This window comes from Streptomyces sp. NPDC006207 (assembly GCF_040613835.1).
Taxonomy (GTDB): Bacteria; Actinomycetota; Actinomycetes; order Streptomycetales; family Streptomycetaceae; genus Actinacidiphila.
The window spans coordinates 105,385-127,403 of the sequence record NZ_JBEXSX010000010.1 but is presented as its reverse complement, the minus strand read 5'-3'; the positions used below and the strand labels follow the sequence as shown (position 1 = coordinate 127,403).

Annotated in this window: 32 protein-coding genes; 4 read left to right on the top strand and 28 right to left on the bottom strand. The window is 69.3% G+C overall.

Going from position 1 to position 22,019, the window contains the following annotated elements; genetic code table 11:
- Positions 1 to 121: 121 nt before the first annotated feature.
- Both coaA and ABZ312_RS10815 read left to right on the top strand, forming a co-directional pair.
- Complete coding sequence (gene coaA, locus ABZ312_RS10820) at positions 122 to 1,114, top strand: type I pantothenate kinase (protein WP_500328131.1); 993 nt, start codon at positions 122 to 124, stop codon at positions 1,112 to 1,114.
- Between the two features lie 29 nt (positions 1,115 to 1,143).
- Positions 1,144 to 2,100, top strand: coding sequence for a DUF389 domain-containing protein (locus ABZ312_RS10815; protein ID WP_500328133.1), 957 nt, complete (start codon positions 1,144 to 1,146; stop codon positions 2,098 to 2,100).
- Here ABZ312_RS10815 and glmM read toward each other — a convergent pair.
- From glmM to ABZ312_RS10795, 4 genes are all read right to left on the bottom strand, one after another.
- Positions 2,097 to 3,455 (bottom strand): phosphoglucosamine mutase, encoded by a 1,359-nt coding sequence (gene glmM / locus ABZ312_RS10810; protein WP_499513441.1) that lies wholly within the window; start codon positions 3,453 to 3,455, stop codon positions 2,097 to 2,099. The two genes, ABZ312_RS10815 and glmM, sit on opposite strands and share 4 nt — an antisense overlap.
- Before the next feature lie 148 nt (positions 3,456 to 3,603).
- The gene (gene rpsI / locus ABZ312_RS10805; RefSeq protein WP_319140461.1) at positions 3,604 to 4,104 is read right to left on the bottom strand and encodes a 30S ribosomal protein S9; all 501 of its coding nucleotides are present in this window, start codon (positions 4,102 to 4,104) and stop codon (positions 3,604 to 3,606) included.
- A 42-nt stretch (positions 4,105 to 4,146) separates the two neighbouring features.
- Entirely contained in the window at positions 4,147 to 4,593 is a 447-nt protein-coding gene (gene rplM / locus ABZ312_RS10800) for a 50S ribosomal protein L13 (protein ID WP_089229083.1), read from the bottom strand.
- A gap of 300 nt (positions 4,594 to 4,893) precedes the next feature.
- Positions 4,894 to 6,516, bottom strand: coding sequence for an ATP-binding cassette domain-containing protein (locus tag ABZ312_RS10795; protein WP_500328135.1), 1,623 nt, complete (start codon positions 6,514 to 6,516; stop codon positions 4,894 to 4,896).
- Between the two features lie 66 nt (positions 6,517 to 6,582).
- Here ABZ312_RS10795 and ABZ312_RS10790 point away from each other — a divergent pair, with 66 nt between their 5' ends.
- Positions 6,583 to 6,753 (top strand): hypothetical protein, encoded by a 171-nt coding sequence (locus ABZ312_RS10790; RefSeq protein ID WP_500328136.1) that lies wholly within the window; start codon positions 6,583 to 6,585, stop codon positions 6,751 to 6,753.
- An 8-nt stretch (positions 6,754 to 6,761) separates the two neighbouring features.
- Positions 6,762 to 8,612 carry a hypothetical protein gene (locus tag ABZ312_RS10785; RefSeq protein WP_500437229.1) on the top strand — a complete coding sequence of 617 codons (1,851 nt, stop codon included), beginning with the start codon at positions 6,762 to 6,764 and terminating at the stop codon, positions 8,610 to 8,612.
- A 43-nt stretch (positions 8,613 to 8,655) separates the two neighbouring features.
- Here ABZ312_RS10785 and truA read toward each other — a convergent pair whose 3' ends face one another.
- The 24 genes from truA to rplP all read right to left on the bottom strand — a co-directional run bounded on the left by truA (position 8,656) and on the right by rplP (position 22,016).
- Entirely contained in the window at positions 8,656 to 9,513 is an 858-nt protein-coding gene (gene truA, locus ABZ312_RS10780; protein ID WP_500328139.1) for a tRNA pseudouridine(38-40) synthase TruA, read from the bottom strand.
- Between the two features lie 72 nt (positions 9,514 to 9,585).
- A complete protein-coding gene (gene rplQ / locus ABZ312_RS10775; RefSeq protein WP_499513436.1) occupies positions 9,586 to 10,089 on the bottom strand; it encodes a bL17 family ribosomal protein in 504 nt (167 codons plus the stop codon).
- An 81-nt stretch (positions 10,090 to 10,170) separates the two neighbouring features.
- Positions 10,171 to 11,193 carry a DNA-directed RNA polymerase subunit alpha gene (locus ABZ312_RS10770; RefSeq protein WP_499513435.1) on the bottom strand — a complete coding sequence of 341 codons (1,023 nt, stop codon included), beginning with the start codon at positions 11,191 to 11,193 and terminating at the stop codon, positions 10,171 to 10,173.
- 106 nt (positions 11,194 to 11,299) lie between these two features.
- On the bottom strand, positions 11,300 to 11,926 hold the full coding sequence (rpsD, locus tag ABZ312_RS10765; protein ID WP_499513434.1) for a 30S ribosomal protein S4: 627 nt from the start codon (positions 11,924 to 11,926) through the stop codon (positions 11,300 to 11,302).
- A 36-nt stretch (positions 11,927 to 11,962) separates the two neighbouring features.
- Positions 11,963 to 12,367 carry a 30S ribosomal protein S11 gene (gene rpsK / locus ABZ312_RS10760; protein ID WP_018558890.1) on the bottom strand — a complete coding sequence of 135 codons (405 nt, stop codon included), beginning with the start codon at positions 12,365 to 12,367 and terminating at the stop codon, positions 11,963 to 11,965.
- 67 nt (positions 12,368 to 12,434) lie between these two features.
- Entirely contained in the window at positions 12,435 to 12,815 is a 381-nt protein-coding gene (gene rpsM / locus ABZ312_RS10755; RefSeq protein ID WP_499513433.1) for a 30S ribosomal protein S13, read from the bottom strand.
- Between the two features lie 187 nt (positions 12,816 to 13,002).
- On the bottom strand, positions 13,003 to 13,116 hold the full coding sequence (rpmJ, locus tag ABZ312_RS10750; protein ID WP_003956441.1) for a 50S ribosomal protein L36: 114 nt from the start codon (positions 13,114 to 13,116) through the stop codon (positions 13,003 to 13,005).
- Positions 13,117 to 13,145: 29 nt separating this feature from the next.
- Positions 13,146 to 13,367 (bottom strand): translation initiation factor IF-1, encoded by a 222-nt coding sequence (gene infA / locus ABZ312_RS10745; protein WP_003956442.1) that lies wholly within the window; start codon positions 13,365 to 13,367, stop codon positions 13,146 to 13,148.
- A 153-nt stretch (positions 13,368 to 13,520) separates the two neighbouring features.
- Positions 13,521 to 14,357: a type I methionyl aminopeptidase gene (map, locus tag ABZ312_RS10740; protein WP_499513432.1), complete on the bottom strand. Its 837-nt coding sequence runs from the start codon at positions 14,355 to 14,357 to the stop codon at positions 13,521 to 13,523.
- A gap of 92 nt (positions 14,358 to 14,449) precedes the next feature.
- A complete protein-coding gene (locus ABZ312_RS10735) occupies positions 14,450 to 15,124 on the bottom strand; it encodes an adenylate kinase (RefSeq protein WP_500328143.1) in 675 nt (224 codons plus the stop codon).
- The gene (secY, locus tag ABZ312_RS10730) at positions 15,124 to 16,437 is read right to left on the bottom strand and encodes a preprotein translocase subunit SecY (protein ID WP_500328144.1); all 1,314 of its coding nucleotides are present in this window, start codon (positions 16,435 to 16,437) and stop codon (positions 15,124 to 15,126) included. The genes ABZ312_RS10735 and secY overlap by 1 nt, the downstream gene beginning before the upstream one ends.
- Before the next feature lie 223 nt (positions 16,438 to 16,660).
- Complete coding sequence (rplO, locus tag ABZ312_RS10725) at positions 16,661 to 17,125, bottom strand: 50S ribosomal protein L15 (RefSeq protein WP_384295517.1); 465 nt, start codon at positions 17,123 to 17,125, stop codon at positions 16,661 to 16,663.
- A gap of 1 nt (position 17,126) precedes the next feature.
- Positions 17,127 to 17,309, bottom strand: coding sequence for a 50S ribosomal protein L30 (rpmD, locus tag ABZ312_RS10720; protein WP_087927574.1), 183 nt, complete (start codon positions 17,307 to 17,309; stop codon positions 17,127 to 17,129).
- Positions 17,309 to 17,914: a 30S ribosomal protein S5 gene (gene rpsE / locus ABZ312_RS10715; protein ID WP_319658494.1), complete on the bottom strand. Its 606-nt coding sequence runs from the start codon at positions 17,912 to 17,914 to the stop codon at positions 17,309 to 17,311. Before rpsE ends, rpmD begins: the two co-directional genes overlap by 1 nt.
- Positions 17,915 to 17,954: 40 nt before the next feature.
- Positions 17,955 to 18,338: a 50S ribosomal protein L18 gene (gene rplR, locus ABZ312_RS10710; RefSeq protein ID WP_499513428.1), complete on the bottom strand. Its 384-nt coding sequence runs from the start codon at positions 18,336 to 18,338 to the stop codon at positions 17,955 to 17,957.
- Between the two features lie 3 nt (positions 18,339 to 18,341).
- A complete protein-coding gene (gene rplF / locus ABZ312_RS10705; RefSeq protein ID WP_500328147.1) occupies positions 18,342 to 18,881 on the bottom strand; it encodes a 50S ribosomal protein L6 in 540 nt (179 codons plus the stop codon).
- A gap of 21 nt (positions 18,882 to 18,902) precedes the next feature.
- The gene (gene rpsH, locus ABZ312_RS10700; RefSeq protein ID WP_326572868.1) at positions 18,903 to 19,301 is read right to left on the bottom strand and encodes a 30S ribosomal protein S8; all 399 of its coding nucleotides are present in this window, start codon (positions 19,299 to 19,301) and stop codon (positions 18,903 to 18,905) included.
- Positions 19,302 to 19,497: 196 nt separating this feature from the next.
- Positions 19,498 to 19,683 carry a type Z 30S ribosomal protein S14 gene (locus ABZ312_RS10695; RefSeq protein WP_059127180.1) on the bottom strand — a complete coding sequence of 62 codons (186 nt, stop codon included), beginning with the start codon at positions 19,681 to 19,683 and terminating at the stop codon, positions 19,498 to 19,500.
- A gap of 3 nt (positions 19,684 to 19,686) precedes the next feature.
- The gene (gene rplE, locus ABZ312_RS10690) at positions 19,687 to 20,244 is read right to left on the bottom strand and encodes a 50S ribosomal protein L5 (protein WP_018558880.1); all 558 of its coding nucleotides are present in this window, start codon (positions 20,242 to 20,244) and stop codon (positions 19,687 to 19,689) included.
- Entirely contained in the window at positions 20,244 to 20,567 is a 324-nt protein-coding gene (gene rplX / locus ABZ312_RS10685; RefSeq protein WP_431944472.1) for a 50S ribosomal protein L24, read from the bottom strand. The genes rplE and rplX overlap by 1 nt, the downstream gene beginning before the upstream one ends.
- 3 nt (positions 20,568 to 20,570) lie before the next feature.
- A complete protein-coding gene (rplN, locus tag ABZ312_RS10680; protein WP_055718836.1) occupies positions 20,571 to 20,939 on the bottom strand; it encodes a 50S ribosomal protein L14 in 369 nt (122 codons plus the stop codon).
- A 149-nt stretch (positions 20,940 to 21,088) separates the two neighbouring features.
- Positions 21,089 to 21,373, bottom strand: a complete 285-nt coding sequence (rpsQ, locus tag ABZ312_RS10675; RefSeq protein ID WP_018558878.1) for a 30S ribosomal protein S17 — start codon at positions 21,371 to 21,373, stop codon at positions 21,089 to 21,091.
- Positions 21,373 to 21,597 carry a 50S ribosomal protein L29 gene (gene rpmC / locus ABZ312_RS10670; protein WP_319139014.1) on the bottom strand — a complete coding sequence of 75 codons (225 nt, stop codon included), beginning with the start codon at positions 21,595 to 21,597 and terminating at the stop codon, positions 21,373 to 21,375. The genes rpsQ and rpmC overlap by 1 nt, the downstream gene beginning before the upstream one ends.
- Complete coding sequence (rplP, locus tag ABZ312_RS10665) at positions 21,597 to 22,016, bottom strand: 50S ribosomal protein L16 (protein ID WP_499513426.1); 420 nt, start codon at positions 22,014 to 22,016, stop codon at positions 21,597 to 21,599. The genes rpmC and rplP overlap by 1 nt, the downstream gene beginning before the upstream one ends.
- Positions 22,017 to 22,019 lie beyond the last annotated feature (3 nt).

Sequence of the window (22,019 nt, the reverse complement as noted above, 5' to 3'; positions counted from 1 at the left end):
GTTGCGCACCACTGTCCCGGACGCCACTGACAACGGGCTGACATACCGCTGACGCCGGCGCCGGCGCCGGCCCGGCCGACCCCGGCGTGAGCGCAGTTCACCGCGGCGCAACAATGAATCCGTGCCGCCGACGATTTCCCCCCACCCGACGCGCCGCCGCGCCGAGCCCACGCCGTACGTCGACCTGACGCGGGCCGAGTGGAGCGCGCTGCGCGACCGCACGCCGCTGCCGCTCACCGCGGACGAGGTCGAGCGCCTGCGCGGTCTCGGCGACGTCATCGACCTGGACGAGGTGATCGACGTCTACCTGCCGCTGTCGCGGCTGCTCAACCTCTACGTCGGCGCCACCCACGGACTGCGCGGCGCCGTCAACACCTTCCTCGACGACACCGGGGAGGGCCACGGCTCGCAGACCGGCACGCCCTTCGTCATCGGGGTCGCCGGCAGCGTCGCGGTCGGCAAGTCGACCACCGCGCGCATCCTGAAGGCGCTGCTCGCCCGCTGGCCGGAGCACCCGCGGGTGGAACTGGTCACCACCGACGGCTTCCTGCTCCCCAAGGCCGAGCTCCAGCGTCGCGGGCTGATGTCCCGCAAGGGCTTCCCCGAGTCGTACGACCGGCGCGCCCTGACGCGCTTCGTGGCCGACGTGAAGGCCGGCAAGGACGAGGTGCGCGCGCCCGTCTACTCGCACCTGATCTACGACATCGTGCCCGACGAGGAGCTGGTCGTCCGGCGCCCGGACATCCTCATCGTCGAGGGCCTGAACGTCCTGCAGCCCGCCCTGCCGGGCAAGGACGGCCGCACCCGGGTCGCGCTCGCCGACTACTTCGACTTCAGCGTGTACGTGGACGCGCGCACCGAGGACATCGAGCAGTGGTACCTGGCGCGCTTCCGCCAGCTGCGCGAGACCGCCTTCCAGAACCCGCTGTCGTACTTCCACCGCTACACCGAGGTCTCCGAGGTGGAGGCCATGGAGTACGGCCGCCACACCTGGCGCGCCATCAACCAGCCCAACCTGCTGGAGAACGTGCTGCCCACCCGCGGCCGCGCGACCCTGATCCTGCGCAAGGGCCCCGACCACAAGGTGCAGAAACTCTCCCTGCGCAAGCTGTAGTCCACCGGCCGCCGGGTAGCCTGCCCCGCATGCTGCATCTCCGGATGATCGTCCCGCAGGGGAGCACCGACGAGGTCGTGTCCCTCGTCGAGGGGACCGTGGGCGCCACCCACCTCGCCGTGCTGCCCGGAGCGGCCCGCAACCCGCGCGGGGACATCGTCATGTGCGACGTGGCGCGCGAGGCGGGCGACGAACTGCTGCGGGCCCTGCGGCGCATGGGCGTCGCCGACACGGGCTCGATCGCGGTGGAGCACATCGACCTGTCGCTGTCGGCCCGCGCCGAGAAGGCCGAGGAGGACGCGCCCGGGGAGGGCGCGGACGCCGTGCTGTGGGAGTCGCTGACCGACGCGACCCACGAGGAGTCCACCCTCACCGTCACCTATCTGGCGTTCCTGGCCCTGGCCACGATGCTGGCGGCCTGCGGCGTGATGCTCGACAGCGCGATCCTGATCGTCGGCGCGATGGTGGTCGGCCCGGAGTTCGGCCCGCTGGCGGGGGTGTGCACCGGTCTGGTCCAGCGCCACGGGCGGCTGGCCCGGCGCTCGCTGGTGGCGCTGCTGGTGGGCTTCCCGGTGGCGATGGTGCTCACCGGCGGCTTCGCCTACCTGATGGACGTCCTGGGCGTCTTCGGCGTGGCCGACTTCACGGCGCCGCATCCGTCGACCGCCTTCATCTGGCAGCCGGACGCCAGTTCCTTCGTGGTGGCGTTCCTCGCCGGGATCGCCGGGATCCTCTCGCTGACCTCCGCCAAGTCCGGCGCCCTGGTCGGCGTGGCGATCTCGGTGACCACCGTCCCGGCGGCCGCCAACGCCGCCCTTGCCCTGACCTACGGCGACTACCGCGAGCTGTGGGGCTCCTCGGCGCAACTGGGCGTCAACCTGGCGGGGATCGTCATCGCGGGCGTCCTGACGCTGCTCGCCCAGAAGGGCTTCTGGGCGATGCAGCGCAGGCGGCGGCGTACGGTGTCGGACGCGTCCTCGGTCTAGCCGAGCGCGGACTTCACGACGTCGGCGAGCCGGCCGGCCACCGAGCGGGCGTGGTCGATGTCGGCGGCCTCGACCATGACGCGGACCACCGGCTCGGTGCCGGAGGGGCGCAGCAGCACGCGGCCGGTGCTGCCGAGCTCGGCCTCCGCCTCGGCCACGGCCGCGGACAGCTCGCTGGAGGACCCGACACGGCTCCTGTCGACGTCCCGGACGTTGACCAGGACCTGCGGCAGCCGCTCCATGACGGTGGCCAGCTCGGCCAGCGAACGGCCGGTGGAGACGACCCGGGCGGCCAGCATGAGGCCGGTGAGGGTGCCGTCGCCGGTGGTGGCGTGGTCGAGGATGATCACGTGGCCGGACTGCTCGCCGCCGAGCGCGTAGCCGTGCTCCTTCATCGACTCCAGCACGTAGCGGTCGCCGACGGCGGTCTGGATCAGCTCGATGCCCTCGCGCTCCATGGCGAGCTTGAACCCCAGGTTGGACATGACCGTGCCGACGACGGTGTTCTTCCGCAGCCGGTCCGCCTCGCGCATGGCGACGGCCAGGACGGCCAGGATCTGGTCGCCGTCGACCTCGTTGCCCTGGTGGTCCACGGCCAGGCAGCGGTCGGCGTCGCCGTCGTGGGCGATGCCGAGGTCCGCACCGTGTTCGATGACGGCGGCCTTGATCAGGTCCAGGTGGGTGGAACCGCAGCCGTCGTTGATGTTGAGGCCGTCCGGCTGGGCACCGAGGGTGACCACCTCGGCGCCGGCCCGGGCGAAGGCCTCGGGCGAGACGCGGGCCGCGGCGCCGTGGGCCTCGTCCAGGACGATCTTCAGGCCGTCCAGGCGGTTCGGCAGGACGCCGATCAGGTGGGCGACGTACTGGTCGAAGCCCTGGTCGTACTCACGCACGCGGCCCACGCCGGCGCCGGTGGGGCGGTCCCAGGGGGCGCCGGTGCGGTGCTCCTCGTAGACGGACTCGATGCGGTCCTCGAGCTCGTCCGCGAGCTTGTGGCCGCCCCGGGCGAAGAACTTGACGCCGTTGTCGGGCATCGGGTTGTGGCTCGCGGAGAGCATCACGCCCAGGTCCGCGCCGAGCGCGCCGGTGAGGTAGGCCACGGCCGGGGTCGGCAGCACGCCCACCCGCAGCACGTCGACGCCGGCGCTGGCGAGCCCGGCCACCACCGCGGCCTCCAGGAACTCTCCGGACGCACGCGGATCCCGTCCCACCACGGCCACCGGCTTGTGGCCCTCGAACGTGCCCGCCTCGGCGAGCACGTGCGCCGCCGCGACCGACAGTCCGAGCGCCAGCTCAGCCGTCAGATCCGCGTTCGCGACACCGCGCACACCGTCCGTACCGAAGAGTCGTCCCACGTCGTTACCTCCGAGATGTTGCCGTGCTCCGCCCCGTACTCGCCGGGCGTCCATCCGGTTATACGTCTATACCCCCCGGAATGCGTACGCCCCGGAGACGCACAAAGTGCCTCCGGGGCGTACGTGCAGTGCAGCGCGCGCGTGATGCTTAGCGCTTGCTGTACTGCGGCGCCTTGCGGGCCTTCTTCAGACCGGCCTTCTTGCGCTCGATCTCGCGAGCGTCACGGGTCAGGAAGCCGGCCTTCTTGAGCGGGCCGCGGTTGTTGTCGACGTCCGCCTCGTTCAGCGCACGGGCGACGCCCAGGCGCAGCGCACCGGCCTGGCCGGAGATGCCGCCGCCGTTGATGCGCGCGATGACGTCGTAACGGCCGTCGAGCTCAAGGATCTTGAACGGCTCGTTGACTTCCTGCTGGTGCACCTTGTTGGGGAAGTACTCCTCAAGGGTGCGACCGTTGATCGTCCACTTGCCGGAGCCCGGGATGATCCGGACGCGGGCGACGGACTCCTTGCGGCGGCCCGTGCCGGCGGCCGGCTGGGGCTCGCCGAAGCGGGAGGCGAGGGACTCGGAGGTGTACTCCTCCGGGATCTCGATGGTCTCCACGATCTCGCCGTCCTCGACGAGAGGGGTCTCAGGGGTGGTCTCGGCCACGATGCTCCTCAGATGCTTTCTGTGTATCGGTGGTGGCCGGGACTAGCCCTGCGCGACCTGGCTGATCTCGAACGGAACCGGCTGCTGGGCACCGTGCGGGTGCTCGGCACCCGCGTACACCTTCAGCTTGGAGAGCATCTGGCGGCCCAGGCTGTTCTTGGGCAGCATTCCCTTGACGGCCTTCTCGATGGCCTTCTCGGGGTTCTTGTCGAGCAGCTCGTCGTAGCGGACGGAACGCAGACCGCCCGGGAAGCCCGAGTGGCGGTAGGCCAGCTTCTGCTGCTTCTTGTTACCGGAGAGGTGCACCTTGTCGGCGTTGATGATGATGACGAAGTCACCGGTGTCGACGTGGGGCGCATAAATCGGCTTGTGCTTGCCCCTCAGGAGGGACGCGGTCTGGGACGCCAGACGGCCCAGGACGACGTCCTGCGCGTCAATGACGTGCCACTGGCGCTGGACATCGCCGGGCTTGGGGCTGAACGTACGCACGGTCGTAGCCTTCGCTTCTTCAGTGAGTGGGTACTGACAAGGCCACCCGGACGATCACGACAGCCCTGTCACCCTGCGGCGACGCATACCGCGAGGTGAACGCTGGTCATCGGCCCGGTGGACCGGCGTAGCGGCCTCTCACGTGAGAACGAGCAAGCCAATACGCATAACGAACCTGCAGAATACCCGCGGCTGCCCGTTCGGGTCAAAACAGCCGGTGCGGGGGCGTGCCCGCACCGGCCGCCCCCGCCCGCCCGCCTCGGGGGCGCCGGCCCCGGGCCCCCGGCCCCGAGGCCCCGGTCACCGCTCCCGCGCGACCCGTGTCTCGTCCCACACCGGCTCCGGCGCCTCCCGGACGACCCCGTCCGCACCGAAGACCAGGTACCGGTCGAAGCTGCGGGCGAACCAGCGGTCGTGCGTCACCGCGAGCACGGTCCCGTCGAACGCCTCCAGCCCCTCCTGCAGCGCCTCCGCCGACTCCAGGTCCAGGTTGTCGGTCGGCTCGTCCAGCAGCAGTGCCGTCGCCCCGGCCAGCTCCAGCAGCAGGATCTGGAAGCGCGCCTGCTGCCCGCCCGACAGCTGGTCGAAGCGCTGGTCGCCCTGCCGGTCGAGCTCGTAGCGCCGCAGGGCGGACATCGCCTTGCCGCGGTCGCGCGCGTGCTCGGTCCACAGGATGTCGACGAGGGTGCGCCCCGCGAGCTCCGGGTGCGCGTGCGTCTGCGCGAAGTGCCCCGGCACGACCCGCGCACCCAGCTTCCACTCCCCCGTGTGCCGCACGCCGGGGTCGCCGGCCAGCAGCCGCAGGAAGTGCGACTTGCCCGAGCCGTTCGAACCGAGGACGGCCACCCGCTCCCCGTAGAAGACCTCCAGGTCGAACGGCTTCATCAGCCCGGTCAGCTCCAGCCGCCCGCAGGTGACGGCGCGCATGCCGGTGCGCCCGCCGGACAGCCGCATGCGGATGTCCTGCTCGCGCGGCGGCTCCTGCGGCGGCCCCGCCTCCTCGAACTTCCGCAGCCGGGTCTGCGCGGCCCGGTAGCGGGAGGCCATGTCGGGGCTGATCGCCGCCTGCTGACGGAGGGTCAGCACGAGCTTCTTCAACCGGGCATGCTCCTCCTCCCAGCGCCGTCGCAGCTCCTCGAAGCGGGCGAAGCGTTCGCGCCGCGCCTCGTGGTACGTGGCGAAGCCGCTGCCGTGCACCCACACGTCCGAGCCGGCCGGTCCCGGCTCCACGCTGACGATCTTCTCGGCGGAGCGGGCCAGCAGCTCCCGGTCGTGGGAGACGAACAGCACCGTCTTCCTGGTCTGCTGCAGCTGCTCCTCCAGCCAGCGCTTCCCGGGGACGTCGAGGTAGTTGTCCGGCTCGTCCAGCAGCAGCACCTCGTCGGTGCCGCGCAGCAGCGCCTCCAGCACCAGCCGCTTCTGCTCGCCGCCCGACAGCGTCCGCACCTCGCGCCACTGGGCCCGCTCGTACGGAACCCCCAGCGCGGCCGTGGTGCACATGTCCCAGACCGTCTCGGCCTCGTAGCCGCGGGCCTCGGCCCAGTCGCTGAGCGCCTGCGCGTAGGCCAGCTGGGCGGCCTCGTCGTCCTGCGCCATGATCTCCAGCTCGGCGGCGTCGACCGCGGCGGCTGCCTCGCGGATCCGCGGCGTCGCCACGGACACCAGCAGGTCCCGCACGGTGCGGTCGTCCCGCACCGAGCCGACGAACTGCGGCATGACCCCCAGCCCCCCGCTCACCGTGACCGTGCCGCCGTGCGGCTTCAACTCACCGGAGATCAGCCGCAGGAGGGTCGTCTTGCCGGCGCCGTTCGCCCCGACGAGGGCCACCGCGGCGCCCTCGCCCACCCGGAACGAGACGTCGCCCAGCAACACCCGGCCGTCCGGCAGGTAGTACTCCAGATGCGCAACGTCCACATGTCCCATGCCGTGGATTCTCGTAGCACGGTCGCCCGCCGCCAAACTGGTTTTCTCCTCTATAGAATCCGCGCCATGACTGACGGGCCGCTGCAGCCGTACCACCCGGACGAGGGATGGACCGCACCGCCGGGACGGCAGGGCGTCCCGGGCGTCCCCCGGGAGCGGCGCCACGTGGTCCTCGGACGGGTCGGCTCCGGCGGCTCCGGCCGCTGCCCCGCCGAGGCCGGCTCGCCGGCCTGCTGACCCCGCCCATGCCCTCCCTGCGCACGCTGCTGACCCTGCCCCGCATGCTCCGCCACGGCGCCGCCGTCGGGGCCGGCCTGCCACCGGACGAGGCCGTCGTCCTGGACGTCCCCGGCGTCCCGCTGCGCGGCGCGCTCGCCGCGGCGGGGACCGGCGACCACGGGCCCGCCCGGGAGCTGCTGTCCGCGACCCGGCTGGGCTGCCAGTGGGAACTGCGCGACACCTACGTCTGCGAGCTGGCGCAGTTCGCGCTCCACAACCCCGGGTGGCTGGACGCCTGGCTCGCCGCCGCGCCCGAGGACCCGGACGCGGCGCTGGTCAAGGCCGACCTGTGCGTCCTCCAGGCCTGGGAGATACGCAGCGGCGCCCGTGCCTCCGAGGTCTCGCCGGAGCAGTTCAAGGCCTTCTTCGCGCTGCTCAAGGACGCGGTGCCGGTGATCGGCGCCGCCGCCGAGCTCAACCCAGCCGACCCCGTGCCGTGGCGCGTCGCACTCACCCACGCGCGGGGCATGCAGTCCTCGCGGGAGATCTTCGACGCGTACTGGACCGAGGCCGTCGAGCGCGCCCCGCACCACTACGGCTGTCACGCCTCCGCCCTGCAGTACCTGTGCGCCAAGTGGTACGGCACCCACCGCGAGATGTTCGACTTCGCCGAGCAGGCCGCCGAGGAGGCGCTGCCCGGCTCGAAGATCAACTCATTGCCGCTGCTCGCGGCCGTCGAGTACGAGATCGTCGCGGGCGGACCCGCCGCCGACGACGCGTCCGGCGCGGACGCCGTCGAGCCCGCCCGCATCGCCGCCGCCGTGGACCGCGCCCTGGAGCTGTCCGGCTGGTACGACCCCGGCGACCCGGAGGCTGCGGGGTTCCGCAACCACCTGGCGCTGATGCTGATGCGCGCGGGCCGCTGGGAGGAGGCGCTGCGCGTCTTCCGCGACATCGGCGTGCACGCCACCAGCTTCCCCTGGGCCCACCTGGGCGCGGACCCCCGCCAGGAGTTCCTGGACTTCCGCACCGGGGTGCGGATGCAGGTCGCCACCCGCACGCCGTTCTTCGGCACCCCGCCCGCGGTCCCCCTACCGGCCGGCGCCCCCGACTGGGCGCCGCGCGCCCTGGCGGTGGCCTCCGCACCGCTCACCGCCGTCGCGCAAGCGGCGCTGCTGTGCCGGACCGGGCTGCGGCTGGCCCCGGCGGGGGCGGACTTCACCCATGTCGAGCTGACCGGGGAAGGCAGTCTGGCGGGCGCGGTCGACCTGTTCACGGCGGGCGAGAAGTGGCCCGCGGTCGTCCTGCAGCGCTCGGGCGACCGGTACGGGATCACGCTGTACGCCAGGGGCAGGAAGGTCGCCGCGCACGAGTGGGCACCGGGGGCGCCCGTACCCTCGCTGGACGCCGCCGGCGCCACGGCCGCCGCCTTCGCCGCGGCCTACGGCGTCCACGACGCACGGCCCCTCACGGCGCTGCTGCGCGGCATGGACGCCCCGGGGCGGCGGCTCGCGGACACGGTGGCGGCACTGGGCCTGCCGGTGCTGCCGGAGGGCTTCGGGGAGCGTCCGGCCGCGCTCGACGGGGTGCCCGGCGCCCGGGTGCTCGCCCCGCGCGGTTTCCTCTCCGGGGTCAGGGACACCCTCACCACGGAGACGGGCGCGATGCCGCTCCCCCCGCGGGGCACGCCGGTGCGCCTCCCCGCCCGCTGGTGGGCGATGCGCGCGCTCTACCTGCTGCTGCTCGTCCCGGCCGCCTGCTTCTCCTGGTGGGGCGCCTTCCACGACCGCCTCCGCCCCGTCCCGCTGGTGCTGACGTCCCTGGGCTCGGGCTACGTCCTCACCCAGGTGGTCACGGCACTGCGGCGCCGCAGATGAACGCACGGGCCGGCGGCGGCCCGGTGCGCCGCGGCGCCGCCCCTCAGGCGCGCGGCAGCGGCAGGGTACGCATGTTGCGGGCCTCGCGGCTGCGCGCGGCCAGCAGCTCGTCCGCCGGGTAGCCGACCTCCTCCAGGGTCAGCCCGTGCGGCCGCACCACGTTGACCGCCGAGTGCCGGACCCGTCCCGCCAGCACCTCCCCGGGGAAACCGGCCGGCCGGTGGCCGTCGCCGACCAGCAGCATCGACCCGACCAGGGCGCGCACCATGTTGTGGCAGAAGGCGTCCGCCCGTACGGTCGCCACCGCCAGCCCGGAGGCGTCCCGCTCCCAGTGCAGCTCCAGGAGGGTGCGGATGGTCGTCGCGCCCTCCCGCTTCTTGCAGTAGGCCGCGAAGTCGTGCTCGCCGAGGAGCTTGCGCGCCGCCTCGTTCATCAGGTCGACGTCCACCGGCCGGTCGTGCCACAGCACATGCCCCCGCAGCAGGGGGTCGACCCCGCCCTGGTGGTCGCCGACCCGGTAGGCGTAGCGGCGCCAGATCGCGGAGAAGCGCGCGTTGAAGCCGGCCGGGGCCTGCGAGACCTTCCACACCCGTACGTCCCAGGGCAGCCGTCCCGCCAGCCGGCGCAGCAGCTTGCCGCCCTCCGCCGCCCAGACGTCCACCGGCAGGTCGACGTGCGCGACCTGCCCGCGGGCGTGCACACCCGCGTCCGTACGCCCGGCGACGGTCAGCTCGACCGGCTCGGGCAGCCGCAGCACCGTCCGCAGGGCCGACTCCAGCTCCCCCTGCACGGTCCGCCGGTTTCGCTGCTTCGCCCAGCCGGAGAACTCGGCCCCGTCGTACGCCAGGTCCAGCCGCACCCGGACGTACCCGGGCTCCACCTCATCGCTCGCCACACTCACCCGCAGATCCTCTCAAACACGCGGACGGGCCCGCCCCCAGAGATCTGGGTGCGGGCCCGTCCGGTCAGGACGTCAGGCGTCCTTGGACTCCTCGGCCGGAGCCTCGGTGGCCTCGGCCTTGTCCTCGACCTCGGCCGGAGCCTCGGTCTTGGCCTCGGCCTCCTTGACCGCGCGCTTGGTCGCGGCCTCCGCCTCACCCGTGGCCTGCTGGGCCACGGTCAGCGCCTCCACCAGCTCGATGACGGCCATCGGCGCGTTGTCGCCGCGGCGGTTACCGATCTTGGTGATGCGGGTGTAACCACCCGGGCGGTTCTCGTACCGCGGGGCGATCTCGGTGAAGAGCGTGTGGACGATGCCCTTGTCCGTGATCGTCTGCAGTACCAGGCGACGGTTGTGGATGTCGCCCTTCTTCGCCTTGGTGATCAGGCGCTCCGCGACCGGACGCAGACGGCGCGCCTTGGCCTCGGTGGTGGTGATGCGACCGTGCTCGAACAGCGACTTCGCGAGGTTCGCGAGAAGCAGACGCTCGTGCGCGGCGCTGCCGCCCAGACGGGCACCCTTGGCGGGCTTCGGCATGGTGTTTCTCCTCAATCTCTGCACCGGCCGTGTCAGGTACCGGTGTCAGGCCCCCCAGGCGGACGCCTGGGGGCAGTCAGATCAGTACTGCTCGGTCTCCACGAAACCGGCGTCGACGTCGTCGTCCGCACCGAAGGTGTCGGCGGCGGAGGTCGGGTCGAATCCGGGCGGGCTGTCCTTCAGGGCCAGGCCCATGCCGGCCAGCTTCGCCTTGACCTCGTCGATCGACTTCGCACCGAAGTTGCGGATGTCGAGCAGGTCGGCCTCGGAGCGTGCCACGAGCTCACCCACGGAGTGGATGCCCTCACGCTTGAGGCAGTTGTAGGAACGGACGGTGAGCTCGAGCTCCTCGATCGGGAGCGCGAGGTCCGCCGCCAGGGCGGCGTCCGTGGGGGACGGGCCCATGTCGATGCCCTCGGCGTCGACGTTGAGCTCGCGGGCGAGCCCGAACAGCTCGACCAGGGTCTTGCCGGCCGAGGCCATCGCATCGCGCGGACGCATGGCCTGCTTGGTCTCGACGTCGACGATCAGCTTGTCGAAGTCGGTGCGCTGCTCGACACGGGTCGCCTCGACCTTGTAGGTGACCTTGAGCACCGGGCTGTAGATGGAGTCGACCGGGATGCGGCCGATCTCCTGGCCCTGCTGCTTGTTCTGGACGGCCGAGACGTAGCCGCGACCGCGCTCGACGGTCAGCTCCATCTCCAGCTTGCCCTTGCCGTTCAGGCTGGCCAGGACGAGGTCGGGGTTGTGCACCTCGACACCGGCCGGGGGCGCGATGTCGGCGGCGGTGACCACACCCGGGCCCTGCTTGCGCAGGTACATCACGACGGGCTCGTCGTGCTCCGAGGAGACGACGAGCTGCTTGATGTTGAGGATGAGGTCGGTGACGTCCTCCTTGACACCCGGCACGGTGGTGAACTCGTGCAGGACGCCGTCGACCCGGATCGAGGTGACGGCGGCACCCGGGATCGAGGAGAGGAGCGTACGGCGGAGCGAGTTGCCGAGGGTGTAGCCGAAGCCCGGCTCCAGCGGCTCGATCACGAACCGGGAACGGAACTCGTCGACGACCTCTTCGGCCAACGAAGGGCGCTGAGCGATCAGCATGGGGTGATGCCTCCAGTCTTCGGCACCCACTATTTGATGCCGAGGCTTCAAGGGTACGGGCGGCGCGGCGCCAGGAGCACCGCACCGCCCGGGACCGTGAGCGCTGCTACTTCGAGTAGAGCTCGACGATCAACTGCTCCTGCACCTGGGTGTCGATGACCGGGCGCTCGGGCAGGTTGTGCACGAGGATCCGCAGACGCGAGGGGATCGCCTCCAGCCAGGCCGGGACGGTCCTCTCGCCGGCCTCCCCCTGGGCCACCGCGAAGGGCGTCAGGTTACGGGAGGACTCGCGGACCTCGACGATGTCGTTCGCGACGACACGGGCCGACGGGATGTCGGTCTTGACGCCGTTCACGAGGAAGTGGCCGTGACGGACCAGCTGCCGCGCATGATCACGCGACTTGGCGAAGCCCGCCCGGTAGACCACGTTGTCCAGCCGGGACTCGAGGATGCGGAGCAGGTTCTCACCGGTCTTGCCGGACCTGCGGTTCGCCTCCACGTAGTACCCGCGGAACTGCTTCTCAAGGACACCGTAGATGCGCGCGCACTTCTGCTTCTCGCGCATCTGCAACAGGTACTCGCTGTCCTTGGTGCGCCCGCGTCCGTGCTCACCCGGGGGGTAAGGACGGATCTCGATCGGGCACTTCGCGCTCTCGCACTTGCTCCCCTTGAGGAAGAGCTTCTGCTTCTCCCGACGGCAACGCTTGCAGTCGGCCCCGGTGTAACGCGCCATTCCTGTTTGTCTCCTACCTGCTCAGCGGATTGCTGATCAGACGCGCCGGCGCTTCGGCGGGCGGCATCCGTTGTGCGGGGTCGGAGTGACGTCCTGGATCGAGCCGACCTCGAGGCCGGTGGCCTGGAGGGAGCGGATCGCGGTCTCACGGCCGGAGCCGGGGCCCTTGACGAACACATCGACCTTGCGCATGCCGTGCTCCTGCGCGCGGCGCGCGGCCGACTCGGCGGCCATCTGCGCGGCGAACGGGGTCGACTTGCGCGAGCCCTTGAAGCCGACGTGGCCGGCAGAGGCCCAGGAGATCACGTTGCCGGACGGGTCCGTGATCGAAACGATGGTGTTGTTGAACGTGCTCTTGATGTGGGCGTGCCCATGAGCGACGTTCTTCTTCTCCTTGCGGCGCACCTTCTTGGCGCCGGCCTGACGGCCCTTCGGAGGCATATGTGGTTACTCCCGGTGGAGGTGGTCGGTCCTACAGCGAAGACCGCTGACGAGCGTCCGCTGAGGACTACTTCTTGCCCGGCTTCTTCTTGCCGGCGATGGCGCGACGCGGGCCCTTGCGGGTGCGGGCGTTGGTGTGGGTCCGCTGGCCGTGGACCGGCAGGCCGCGACGGTGGCGCAGGCCCTGGTAGCAGCCGATCTCGACCTTGCGACGGATGTCCGCCTGGATCTCGCGACGGAGGTCACCCTCGGTCTTGATGTTGGCGTCCACGTACTCGCGGATCTTGACCAGGTCCTCTTCGTCCAGGTCGCGGACCCGGGTGTCCGGGTTCACGCCGGTGGCGGCGAGGGTCTCCTTGGCCAGGGTGCGGCCGATGCCGAAGACGTAGGTGAGGGCGACCTCCACACGCTTCTCGCGCGGGATGTCGACACCTGAAACGCGTGCCATTCAATGGCTCCTGTTGGTGTCCGGGGGTCTTCCACAGCGCCGTTCCTGACCGCCGTACCAGGTACGGATCAGGTCTCCGGCCCCCGCCGGAGGTGCCGTCAGCCGGAGCGTTCCGGCCGGACGGGCGCTGCGTATGTACATGTGTTTCGCGTCGCGCGAAGAACTGCGAGGTGCAGGTCGGCGTGCGTCAGCCCTGGCGCTGCTTGTGGCGCAGGTTGTCGCAGATGACCATGACCCGGCCGTGACGGCGGATCACCTTGCACTTGTCGCAGATCTTCTTGACGCTCGGCTTGACCTTCATGGGATGTCAGGTTCTCCGGGTCTTGAGATCTACTTGTAGCGGTAGACGATCCGTCCGCGCGTGAGGTCGTAAGGGGACAACTCCACAACGACCCGGTCATCGGGAAGGATGCGGATGTAGTGCATGCGCATCTTGCCACTGATGTGCGCGAGGACCTTGTGACCGTTCTGCAGCTCCACCTTGAACATAGCGTTCGGCAGAGACTCGATCACGGTGCCCTCGATTTCGATGGCGCCTTGCTTCTTGGCCATGTCCTGCTTTCGGGATCGGCTACCTTGGTCGGCTTTTGGCATGCCTGAAGGCATACGCGGGCCGACGTGACAGTCTACGTCAGCCGATCTGGAAAGACGAATCCGGGGTGTATGCCCGCGAAAGATGATCGGTAAGCGCGGCGGGCGGGGCGCTCAGGCGAGCGGGTCCGGCGCGGCCGTGATCCCGTACTCCGCCAGCTTGGCCTTGCCGCCGTCGCGGGCGGTCAGGACCAGCGGGCCCTCCTCGGTGAGCGCGACGGAGTGCTCCCAGTGCGAGGACCAGGTGCCGTCGTCGGTCTTGACCGTCCACTCGTCCTCGAGGACGTGGGTGAGCGGGGTGCCGAGGCTGACCATCGGCTCGATGGCCAGGCACATGCCGGGCACCAGGCGGGGGCCCTTGCCGCGCTTGCGGGACACGTAGTTCAGCAGGTGGGGGTCCATGTGCATCTGCGAACCGATGCCGTGGCCGCCGTACTCCTCGATGATCCCGTACTTGCCGCCGCCGGGCTTCGGCTGCCTGCGGATGTACGTCTCGATGGCACGGGAGATGTCGACCAGACGGTCACCCTTGCGGAAGGCGGCGATGCCGGCCCACATGGACTCCTCGGTCACCCGGCTGAGCTCCACCAGTTCCGGAGCGTGGCCGCTGCCCACGAACGCCGTGTACGCGGCGTCGCCGTGCCAGCCGTCGACGATCGCGCCGCAGTCGATCGAGATGACGTCGCCGTCCTTCAGGACGGTCGCGGTGTCCGGGATGCCGTGGACGACGACGTCGTTCACGGAGGTGCAGATGGTGGCGGGGAAACCGCCGTACCCCAGGAAGTTCGGCTTGGCCCCGTGGTCGGCGAGGACCTTGCGGGCCACGTCGTCCAGGTCCTTGGTGGTGGCCCCCGGGACGGCCGCCTCACGGGTGGCCTCGTGGATCGCGGCGACGACCAGGCCGGCCGCGCGCATCTTCGCGATCTGCTCGGGGCTCTTGATCTCCACCATCGGTCCTGGCCTTCCTTCGTCCCACCGGATACCTCAACGGTACGGCCGCGGGGTCCTGGGGGACACCGCGGCCGTACCGGTCACGCATGTGCTCAGGCGGCGCTGTCGCCCGAGTCCTTCTTGTCGTGCAGCGCGTCCATCGCCCGCTTGGTCACCTCGGCGACCTTGCCCAGGGCCGAGATGGTGCGCACCAGGCCCTGCTGCTTGTAGTAGTCGATGATCGGCTCGGTCTTGCTGTGGTACTCCTCCAGCCGGACCCGCACCTTCTCCTCGGTGTCGTCCGACCGCTGGTACAGCTCGCCGCCGCACTCGTCGCAGACGTTCTCATCGGCCGGCGGGTTGTACACCACGTGGAAGACGTGGCTGCCGTTCTTGCGGCACAGCCGGCGACCGGCGATCCGCTTGACGACCTCCTCCTCGGGAACCTCGAGGTCCAGCACCGCGTCCAGCGCTATCCCGGCCTCGGCGAGGATCTTGTCGAGCGCCTGCGCCTGGCCCACGTTCCGCGGGAAGCCGTCGAGCAGGAAGCCGTTCCCGGCGTCCGGCTGCAGCATGCGGTCCTTGGCCATGCCGATGGTGATCTCGTCGGGTACCAGCCGGCCGGCGTCCATGTACTCCTGGGCCTTGCGGCCCAGCTCCGTGCCCTGGCTGATGTTCGCCCGGAAGAGGTCGCCCGTGGAGATGTGCGGGATCGACAGGTTCCTGGCAAGGTACGCAGCCTGCGTACCCTTGCCGGCCCCGGGGGGCCCGACGAGGACGATGCGCATCAGCGGAGGAACCCTTCGTAGTTACGCTGCTGAAGCTGGCTCTCGATCTGCTTCACGGTCTCCAGGCCGACACCCACGATGATCAGGATGCTCGTCCCGCCGAACGGGAAGTTCTGGTTCGCGTTGAACAGCACCAGCGCCACGGTGGGCACCAAGGCGATCAGACCCAGGTACATCGCGCCCGGCCACGTGATGCGGTTGAGCACGTAGCTGAGGTACTCCGCGGTGGGACGACCAGCCCGGATGCCCGGGATGAACCCACCATACTTCTTCATGTTGTCCGCGACTTCTTCGGGGTTGAACGAGATGGCCACGTAGAAGAAGGCAAAGAAGACAATCAGCAGGAAGTACGCGGTGATGTAGATCGGGTGATCACCCTTGACCAGGTTGTCCCTGACCCAGTTTGCCCAGGTAGACGTGGATCCACTGAACTGGACGACCAGTGACGGGATGTACAGGAGCGATGACGCGAAGATGACGGGAATCACACCCGCCTGGTTCACCTTCAGCGGGATGTAGGTGGACGTTCCTCCGTACGAACGACGGCCGATCATGCGCTTCGCGTACTGCACGGGGATGCGGCGCTGCGCCTGCTCGACGAAGACGACGAGGGCGACCATCGCCAGACCCACCAGGATGACCGCGCCGAACTCGACCCAGCCGTCCGCGATCTTCCCGGACTTCTTGATCGCCCAGAGGGCGCCGGGGAAGCCGGCCGCGATCGACAGGAACATCAGGATCGACATGCCGTTGCCGATGCCGCGGTCGGTGATGAGCTCGCCCAGCCACATGATGAGGGCGGTACCCGCGGTCATCGTGATGACCATCGTGATCGTGGTGAAGATCGACTGGTCGGGGACGATGTTGAAGCGGTCGGGGCACTGCTGGAAGAGGCTGCCGGAACGGGCGGTGGCCACCAGGCCGGTGCCCTGCAGGATCGCCAGCGCCACGGTGAGGTAGCGCGTGTACTGCGTGATCTTGGTCTGGCCGGCCTGGCCCTCCTTCTTGAGGGCTTCCAGGCGCGGGATGACCACGGTGAGCAGCTGCAGGATGATGCTCGCGGTGATGTACGGCATGATGCCGAGCGCGAAGATCGTGAGCTGCAGAAGCGCGCCGCCGCTGAAGAGGTTCACCAGGCCGAAGAGGCCCTGGTTCCCGCCGACCGCCTTGATGCAGGAGTTGACCACCTGGTAGTCGACCCCAGGGATCGGAATGTGCGCTCCCAGCCGGAACAGCACCATGATGCCCAGCGTGAACAGCAGCTTCTTGCGCAGGTCGGGCGTCCTGAACGCCCGGGCGAACGCGGTGAGCACGGTGCCTCCTGCGCCCCCCGCTTCTTCGGCGGGAGGTGACGGTGTTGAAAGCTACGAATGGTCGAACTGCAAAACGATGGGGGTTGCCTGACCCGCGTCAGCGCACAGGCTCCGCAAGACCAGCCCGGCCCACCTTACCGGCGAGCGTCCGTCCCCGGAATGACCAACCGGGGATGCCCCGCACGAAAGTGCGGAACATCCCCGGCTGGATGTGGCATCACTCTCAGACGAGCTCGGTGACCGAGCCGCCCGCGGCGGTGATCTTCTCCTTGGCGGAGCCGGAGACCGCGTCGACGGTCACCTGCAGCGCCACGGAGACCTCGCCGGTGCCCAGCACCTTGACGAGCTGGTTCTTCCGCACGGCACCCTTGGCGACCAGGTCGGCCACCGTGACCTCGCCACCCTCGGGGTAGAGCGCGGTCAGCTTGTCCAGGTTCACGACCTGGAACTCGGTGCGGAACGGGTTCTTGAAGCCCTTGAGCTTCGGCAGACGCATGTGGAGGGGCATCTGCCCACCCTCGAAGCGTGCCGGAACCTGGTAGCGGGCCTTCGTGCCCTTGGTACCACGACCGGCCGTCTTGCCCTTGGACGCCTCACCACGACCCACACGGGTCTTGGCGGTCTTGGCACCGGGGGCCGGACGGAGGTTGTGGACCTTCAGCGGGTTCGACGTGTTGTCGGTGCCCATGTCAGTCAACCTCCTCGACCGTGACGAGGTGGCGGACGGTCTGGACCATGCCGCGGATCTCCGGGCGGTCCTCCTTGACCACAACGTCGTTCAGCCGCTTCAGGCCGAGCGAACGCAGGGTGTCACGGTGGTTCTGCTTGCTGCCGATGTACGACTTGACCTGCGTGACCTTGAGGCGAGCCATTACGCACCCACCCCAGCACGCGCCCGGAGCAGAGCCGCGGGGGCCACGTCCTCGAGGGGCAGGCCACGACGGGCGGCGATCTCCTCGGGGCGCTGCAGCCCCTGGAGAGCGGCCACCGTGGCGTGCACGATGTTGATCGCGTTGTCGGAGCCGAGCGACTTCGACAGGACGTCGTGGATGCCGGCGCACTCCAGAACGGCGCGCACCGGACCACCGGCGATCACACCCGTACCGGGGGAAGCAGGCTTGAGCAGGACGACGCCCGCGGCCTTCTCGCCCTGGATGGGGTGGGGGATGGTGCCCTGGATACGGGGGACCTTGAAGAAGTGCTTCTTGGCCTCCTCAACACCCTTGGCGATGGCGGCCGGCACCTCCTTGGCCTTGCCGTAACCGACACCCACGGTGCCGTCACCGTCGCCCACCACGACCAGCGCGGTGAAGCTGAAGCGACGACCACCCTTCACAACCTTGGCGACGCGGTTGATCGCGACGACGCGCTCAACGTACGCGGTCTTCTCGGCGGCAGCTGCGCCGCCGTCACGGCCCTTCCGGTCCCGCCGCTCGCCGCCACCGGCACCGCCACCGCGGCGCTGGGGTCCAGCCATTGGATTACCTCTCTCTGTTTCCGCTAGCTACGGAACCGGCTCAGAAACCGAGCCCGGCTTCGCGGGCGGCGTCGGCAAGGGCGGCGATGCGCCCGGCGTACCGGTTGCCACCACGGTCGAACACGACGGTCTCGACACCGGCCGCCTTGGCGCGCTCGGCGACCAGCTGGCCGACCTTCTTGGCCTGCTCGGTCTTGTCACCCTCGACGCCTCGGATGGAGGTGTCCAGGTGCGACGCCGAGGCCACGGTGTGGCCCTTGAGGTCGTCGATGACCTGCGCCGTGATACCGCGGTTGGAGCGGGTCACGACCAGGCGCGGACGCGCCTCGGTGCCCGAGATCCGCTTGCGGACGCGGATGTGGCGGCGCTTCTTGGCGGCGCCCTTGTAAGCATCGCCCTTGGCGATCTTCACACCGTATGCCATGGCTTACTTACCAGCCTTTCCGACCTTGCGGCGGATGACTTCGCCCTCGTACTTGACACCCTTGGCCTTGTACGGGTCGGGCTTCCGCAGCTTGCGGATGTTCGCGGCGACCTCGCCGACCTTCTGCTTGTCGATGCCCTCGACCGAGAACTTGGTGGGGCTCTCGACCTTGAAGGAGATGCCCTCGGGGGCCTCGACGACGATCGGGTGGCTGTAGCCCAGGGCGAACTCCAGGTTGGAGCCCTTCGCCTGGACGCGGTAACCGACACCGCTGATCTCGAGCTTCTTCACGTAGCCCGCGGTCACGCCGGTGATCATGTTCGCCACCAGCGTGCGCGACAGGCCGTGCAGGGCCTTGTTCAGGCGCTCGTCGTTCGGACGCGACACCTGCAGGGTGCCGTCCTCGCCCTTGACGATCTCGATCGGCGCGGCAACGGTGTGGGTCAGGGAACCCTTGGGGCCCTTCACCGAGACCGTCCGGCCATCGATGGTGACGTCCACGCCGGCGGGAACCGGGATGGGCAGCCGTCCAATACGCGACATGGCTATACCTCCGTTTCCCGACTACCAGACGTAGGCGAGGACTTCCCCACCCACGCCCTTCTTGTTTGCCTGCTTGTCGGTGAGGAGCCCGTGGGAGGTGGAGATGATCGCCACGCCCAGGCCGCCGAGCACCTTCGGCAGGTTGGTGGACTTTGCGTAGACCCGCAGACCGGGCTTGCTGATGCGCTTGATGCCGGCGATCGAGCGCTCGCGGTTCGGACCGAACTTCAGCTCGAGAACGAGGTTCTTGCCGACCTCGGCGTCCTCGACCTTCCAGCCGGTGATGTAACCCTCCTGCTGGAGGATCTCCGCGATGTGCGACTTGATCTTGCTGAACGGCATGGTGACCTCGTCGTGGTACGCGGAGTTCGCGTTCCGCAGACGCGTCAGCATGTCTGCGATCGGGTCAGTCATGGTCATGTGATGGCCTTAGGCCTCTCTCGCCGGGGTTTCCTATATGCGCCATCCCTCTCCCCCATCAGACTGGGGACGGGTGCGGCGCGGGGACCTACGGCGTAGTAAGACGGTCATGGGCGGCGGGCGCCCAACCCTTCTACCTTACGGTATGCAGGGCTGGGCTCCCGCCACTCATCTGCTTACCGAGAGCCCCTGGTGGTTACCAGGAGCTCTTGGTCACGCCCGGCAGCTCACCGCGGTGCGCCATCTCACGAAGGCACACGCGGCACAGGCCGAACTTGCGGTACACGGAGTGCGGACGGCCACAACGCTGGCAGCGCGTGTAGGAACGCACGCCGAACTTGGGCTTGCGGGCGGCCTTCGCGATAAGAGCCTTCTTCGCCACGGCTCACGCCTCCTTGAACGGGAAGCCGAGGTGACGGAGGAGCGCGCGGCCCTCAGCGTCGTTGGTCGCCGTGGTCACCACGGTGATGTCCATACCCCGGGTGCGGTCGATCTTGTCCTGGTCGATCTCGTGGAACATGACCTGCTCCGTGAGACCGAAGGTGTAGTTGCCTCGGCCGTCGAACTGCTTCGGCGACAGACCGCGGAAGTCGCGGATGCGCGGGAGCGCGAGCGACAGCAGACGGTCCAGGAACTCCCACATGCGGTCACCGCGGAGGGTGACGTGGGCGCCGATGGGCTGACCCTCGCGCAGCTTGAACTGCGCGATGGACTTCCGGGCCTTGGTGACGGCCGGCTTCTGGCCGGTGATCGTGGTGAGGTCGCGGATCGCGCCCTCGATCAGCTTGGAGTCGCGGGCGGCGTCGCCCACACCCATGTTGACCACGATCTTGGTGAGACCGGGGATCTGCATGACGTTCTCGTACTGGAACTCGTCACGCATCTTGCCCGCGATCTCCTCGCGGTAGCGCGCCTTCAGACGAGGCGAAGTGGTGGCAGTCATCAGATGTCCTCACCCGTCCGCTTGGCAACGCGGATCTTGTTGCCCTCGTCGTCGAAGCGGTAGCCGACGCGGGTCACGACCTTCTTGCCGTCCTTCTCCACGACCAGCTGGACGTTGGAGACGTGGACGGGAGCCTCCGTCGTGATGATGCCGCCGGTCTTCGAACCACGCGCGGTCTGGCCGGCCTTGGTGTGCTTCTTGACCCGGTTGACACCCTCGACCAGGACACGGTCCTCAGCCGGGTAGGCCGCGATGACCTTGCCCTGCTTGCCCTTGTCCTTACCGGTGATGACCTGGACCAGGTCGCCCTTCTTGATCTTCATCGGTTACAGCACCTCCGGCGCGAGCGAGATGATCTTCATGAACTTCTTCTCGCGCAGCTCCCGGCCCACGGGGCCGAAGATACGGGTGCCGCGGGGGTCACCGTCGTTCTTGAGGATGACGGCCGCGTTCTCGTCGAAGCGGATGTACGAACCGTCGGGACGGCGGCGCTCCTTGACGGTGCGCACGACGACCGCCTTGACGACGTCGCCCTTCTTCACGTTGCCACCGGGGATCGCGTCCTTGACGGTGGCGACGATGACGTCACCGATTCCTGCGTAGCGGCGACCGGAGCCACCGAGGACACGGATGCAAAGGATCTCCTTCGCGCCCGTGTTGTCGGCGACACGCAGTCGCGACTCCTGCTGGATCACGTCTATCTCCTGATCGTCTGCCGGTTCCCTCCGGGGCTGGCCCGGAGAGCCTGGCGGAACCGTCCTGCGGGGAACCCCCCGCAGGAATTACGTGCCGGCCGGGGCCGGGCCGCGCGAACGGGTCGCGCGGCCCGGCCGGCCGAGCAGTCTTACTTGGCCTTCTCGAGGATCTCGACGACGCGCCAGCGCTTGCTCGCGGACAGCGGCCGGGTCTCCATCAGGAGGACACGGTCGCCGACGCCCGCGGCGTTCTGCTCGTCGTGCGCCTTGAGCTTGTTGGTACGGCGGATGACCTTGCCGTACAGGGCGTGCTTCACACGGTCCTCGACGGCGACCACGACGGTCTTGTCCATCTTGTCGCTGACCACGAGACCCTCACGGGTCTTGCGGTCACCGCGCTGCTCGCTGCTCTCAGTCACATTCTTCTCGCTCATCAGGCGTTCTCCACCGTCTCGATGCCGAGCTCACGCTCACGCATGAGGGTGTAGATCCGGGCGATGTCCTTGCGGACAACCTTCAGCCGGGAGTTGTTCTCGAGCTGTCCGGTGGCCGCCTGGAAGCGGAGGTTGAACAGCTCCTCCTTGGCCTCACGCAGCTTGCCGACGAGCTCCTCGTCGCCCAGCTGACGCAGCTCGGTCGCCTTGGTACCGGCCGCCATCACAGCTCACCTGCCTCGCGCCGGACGATCCGGCACTTCATCGGAAGCTTGTGGGCGGCTCGGGTGAGCGCCTCACGCGCAACCTTCTCGTTCGGGAAGGACAGCTCGAACATCACCCGACCGGGCTTGACGTTCGCGATCCACCACTCCGGGGAACCCTTACCGGAACCCATGCGGGTTTCGGCCGGCTTCTTCGTGAGCGGACGGTCCGGGTAGATGTTGATCCAGACCTTGCCACCACGGCGGATGTGACGGGTGATGGCGATACGAGCGGACTCGATCTGCCGGTTCGTCACGTACGCGGGGGTGACGGCCTGGATGCCGTACTCACCGAACGCCAGCTCGGTGCCACCCTTGGCCATGCCATCACGCTTCGGGTGGTGCTGCTTACGGTGCTTGACCCGACGGGGGATCAGCATGGG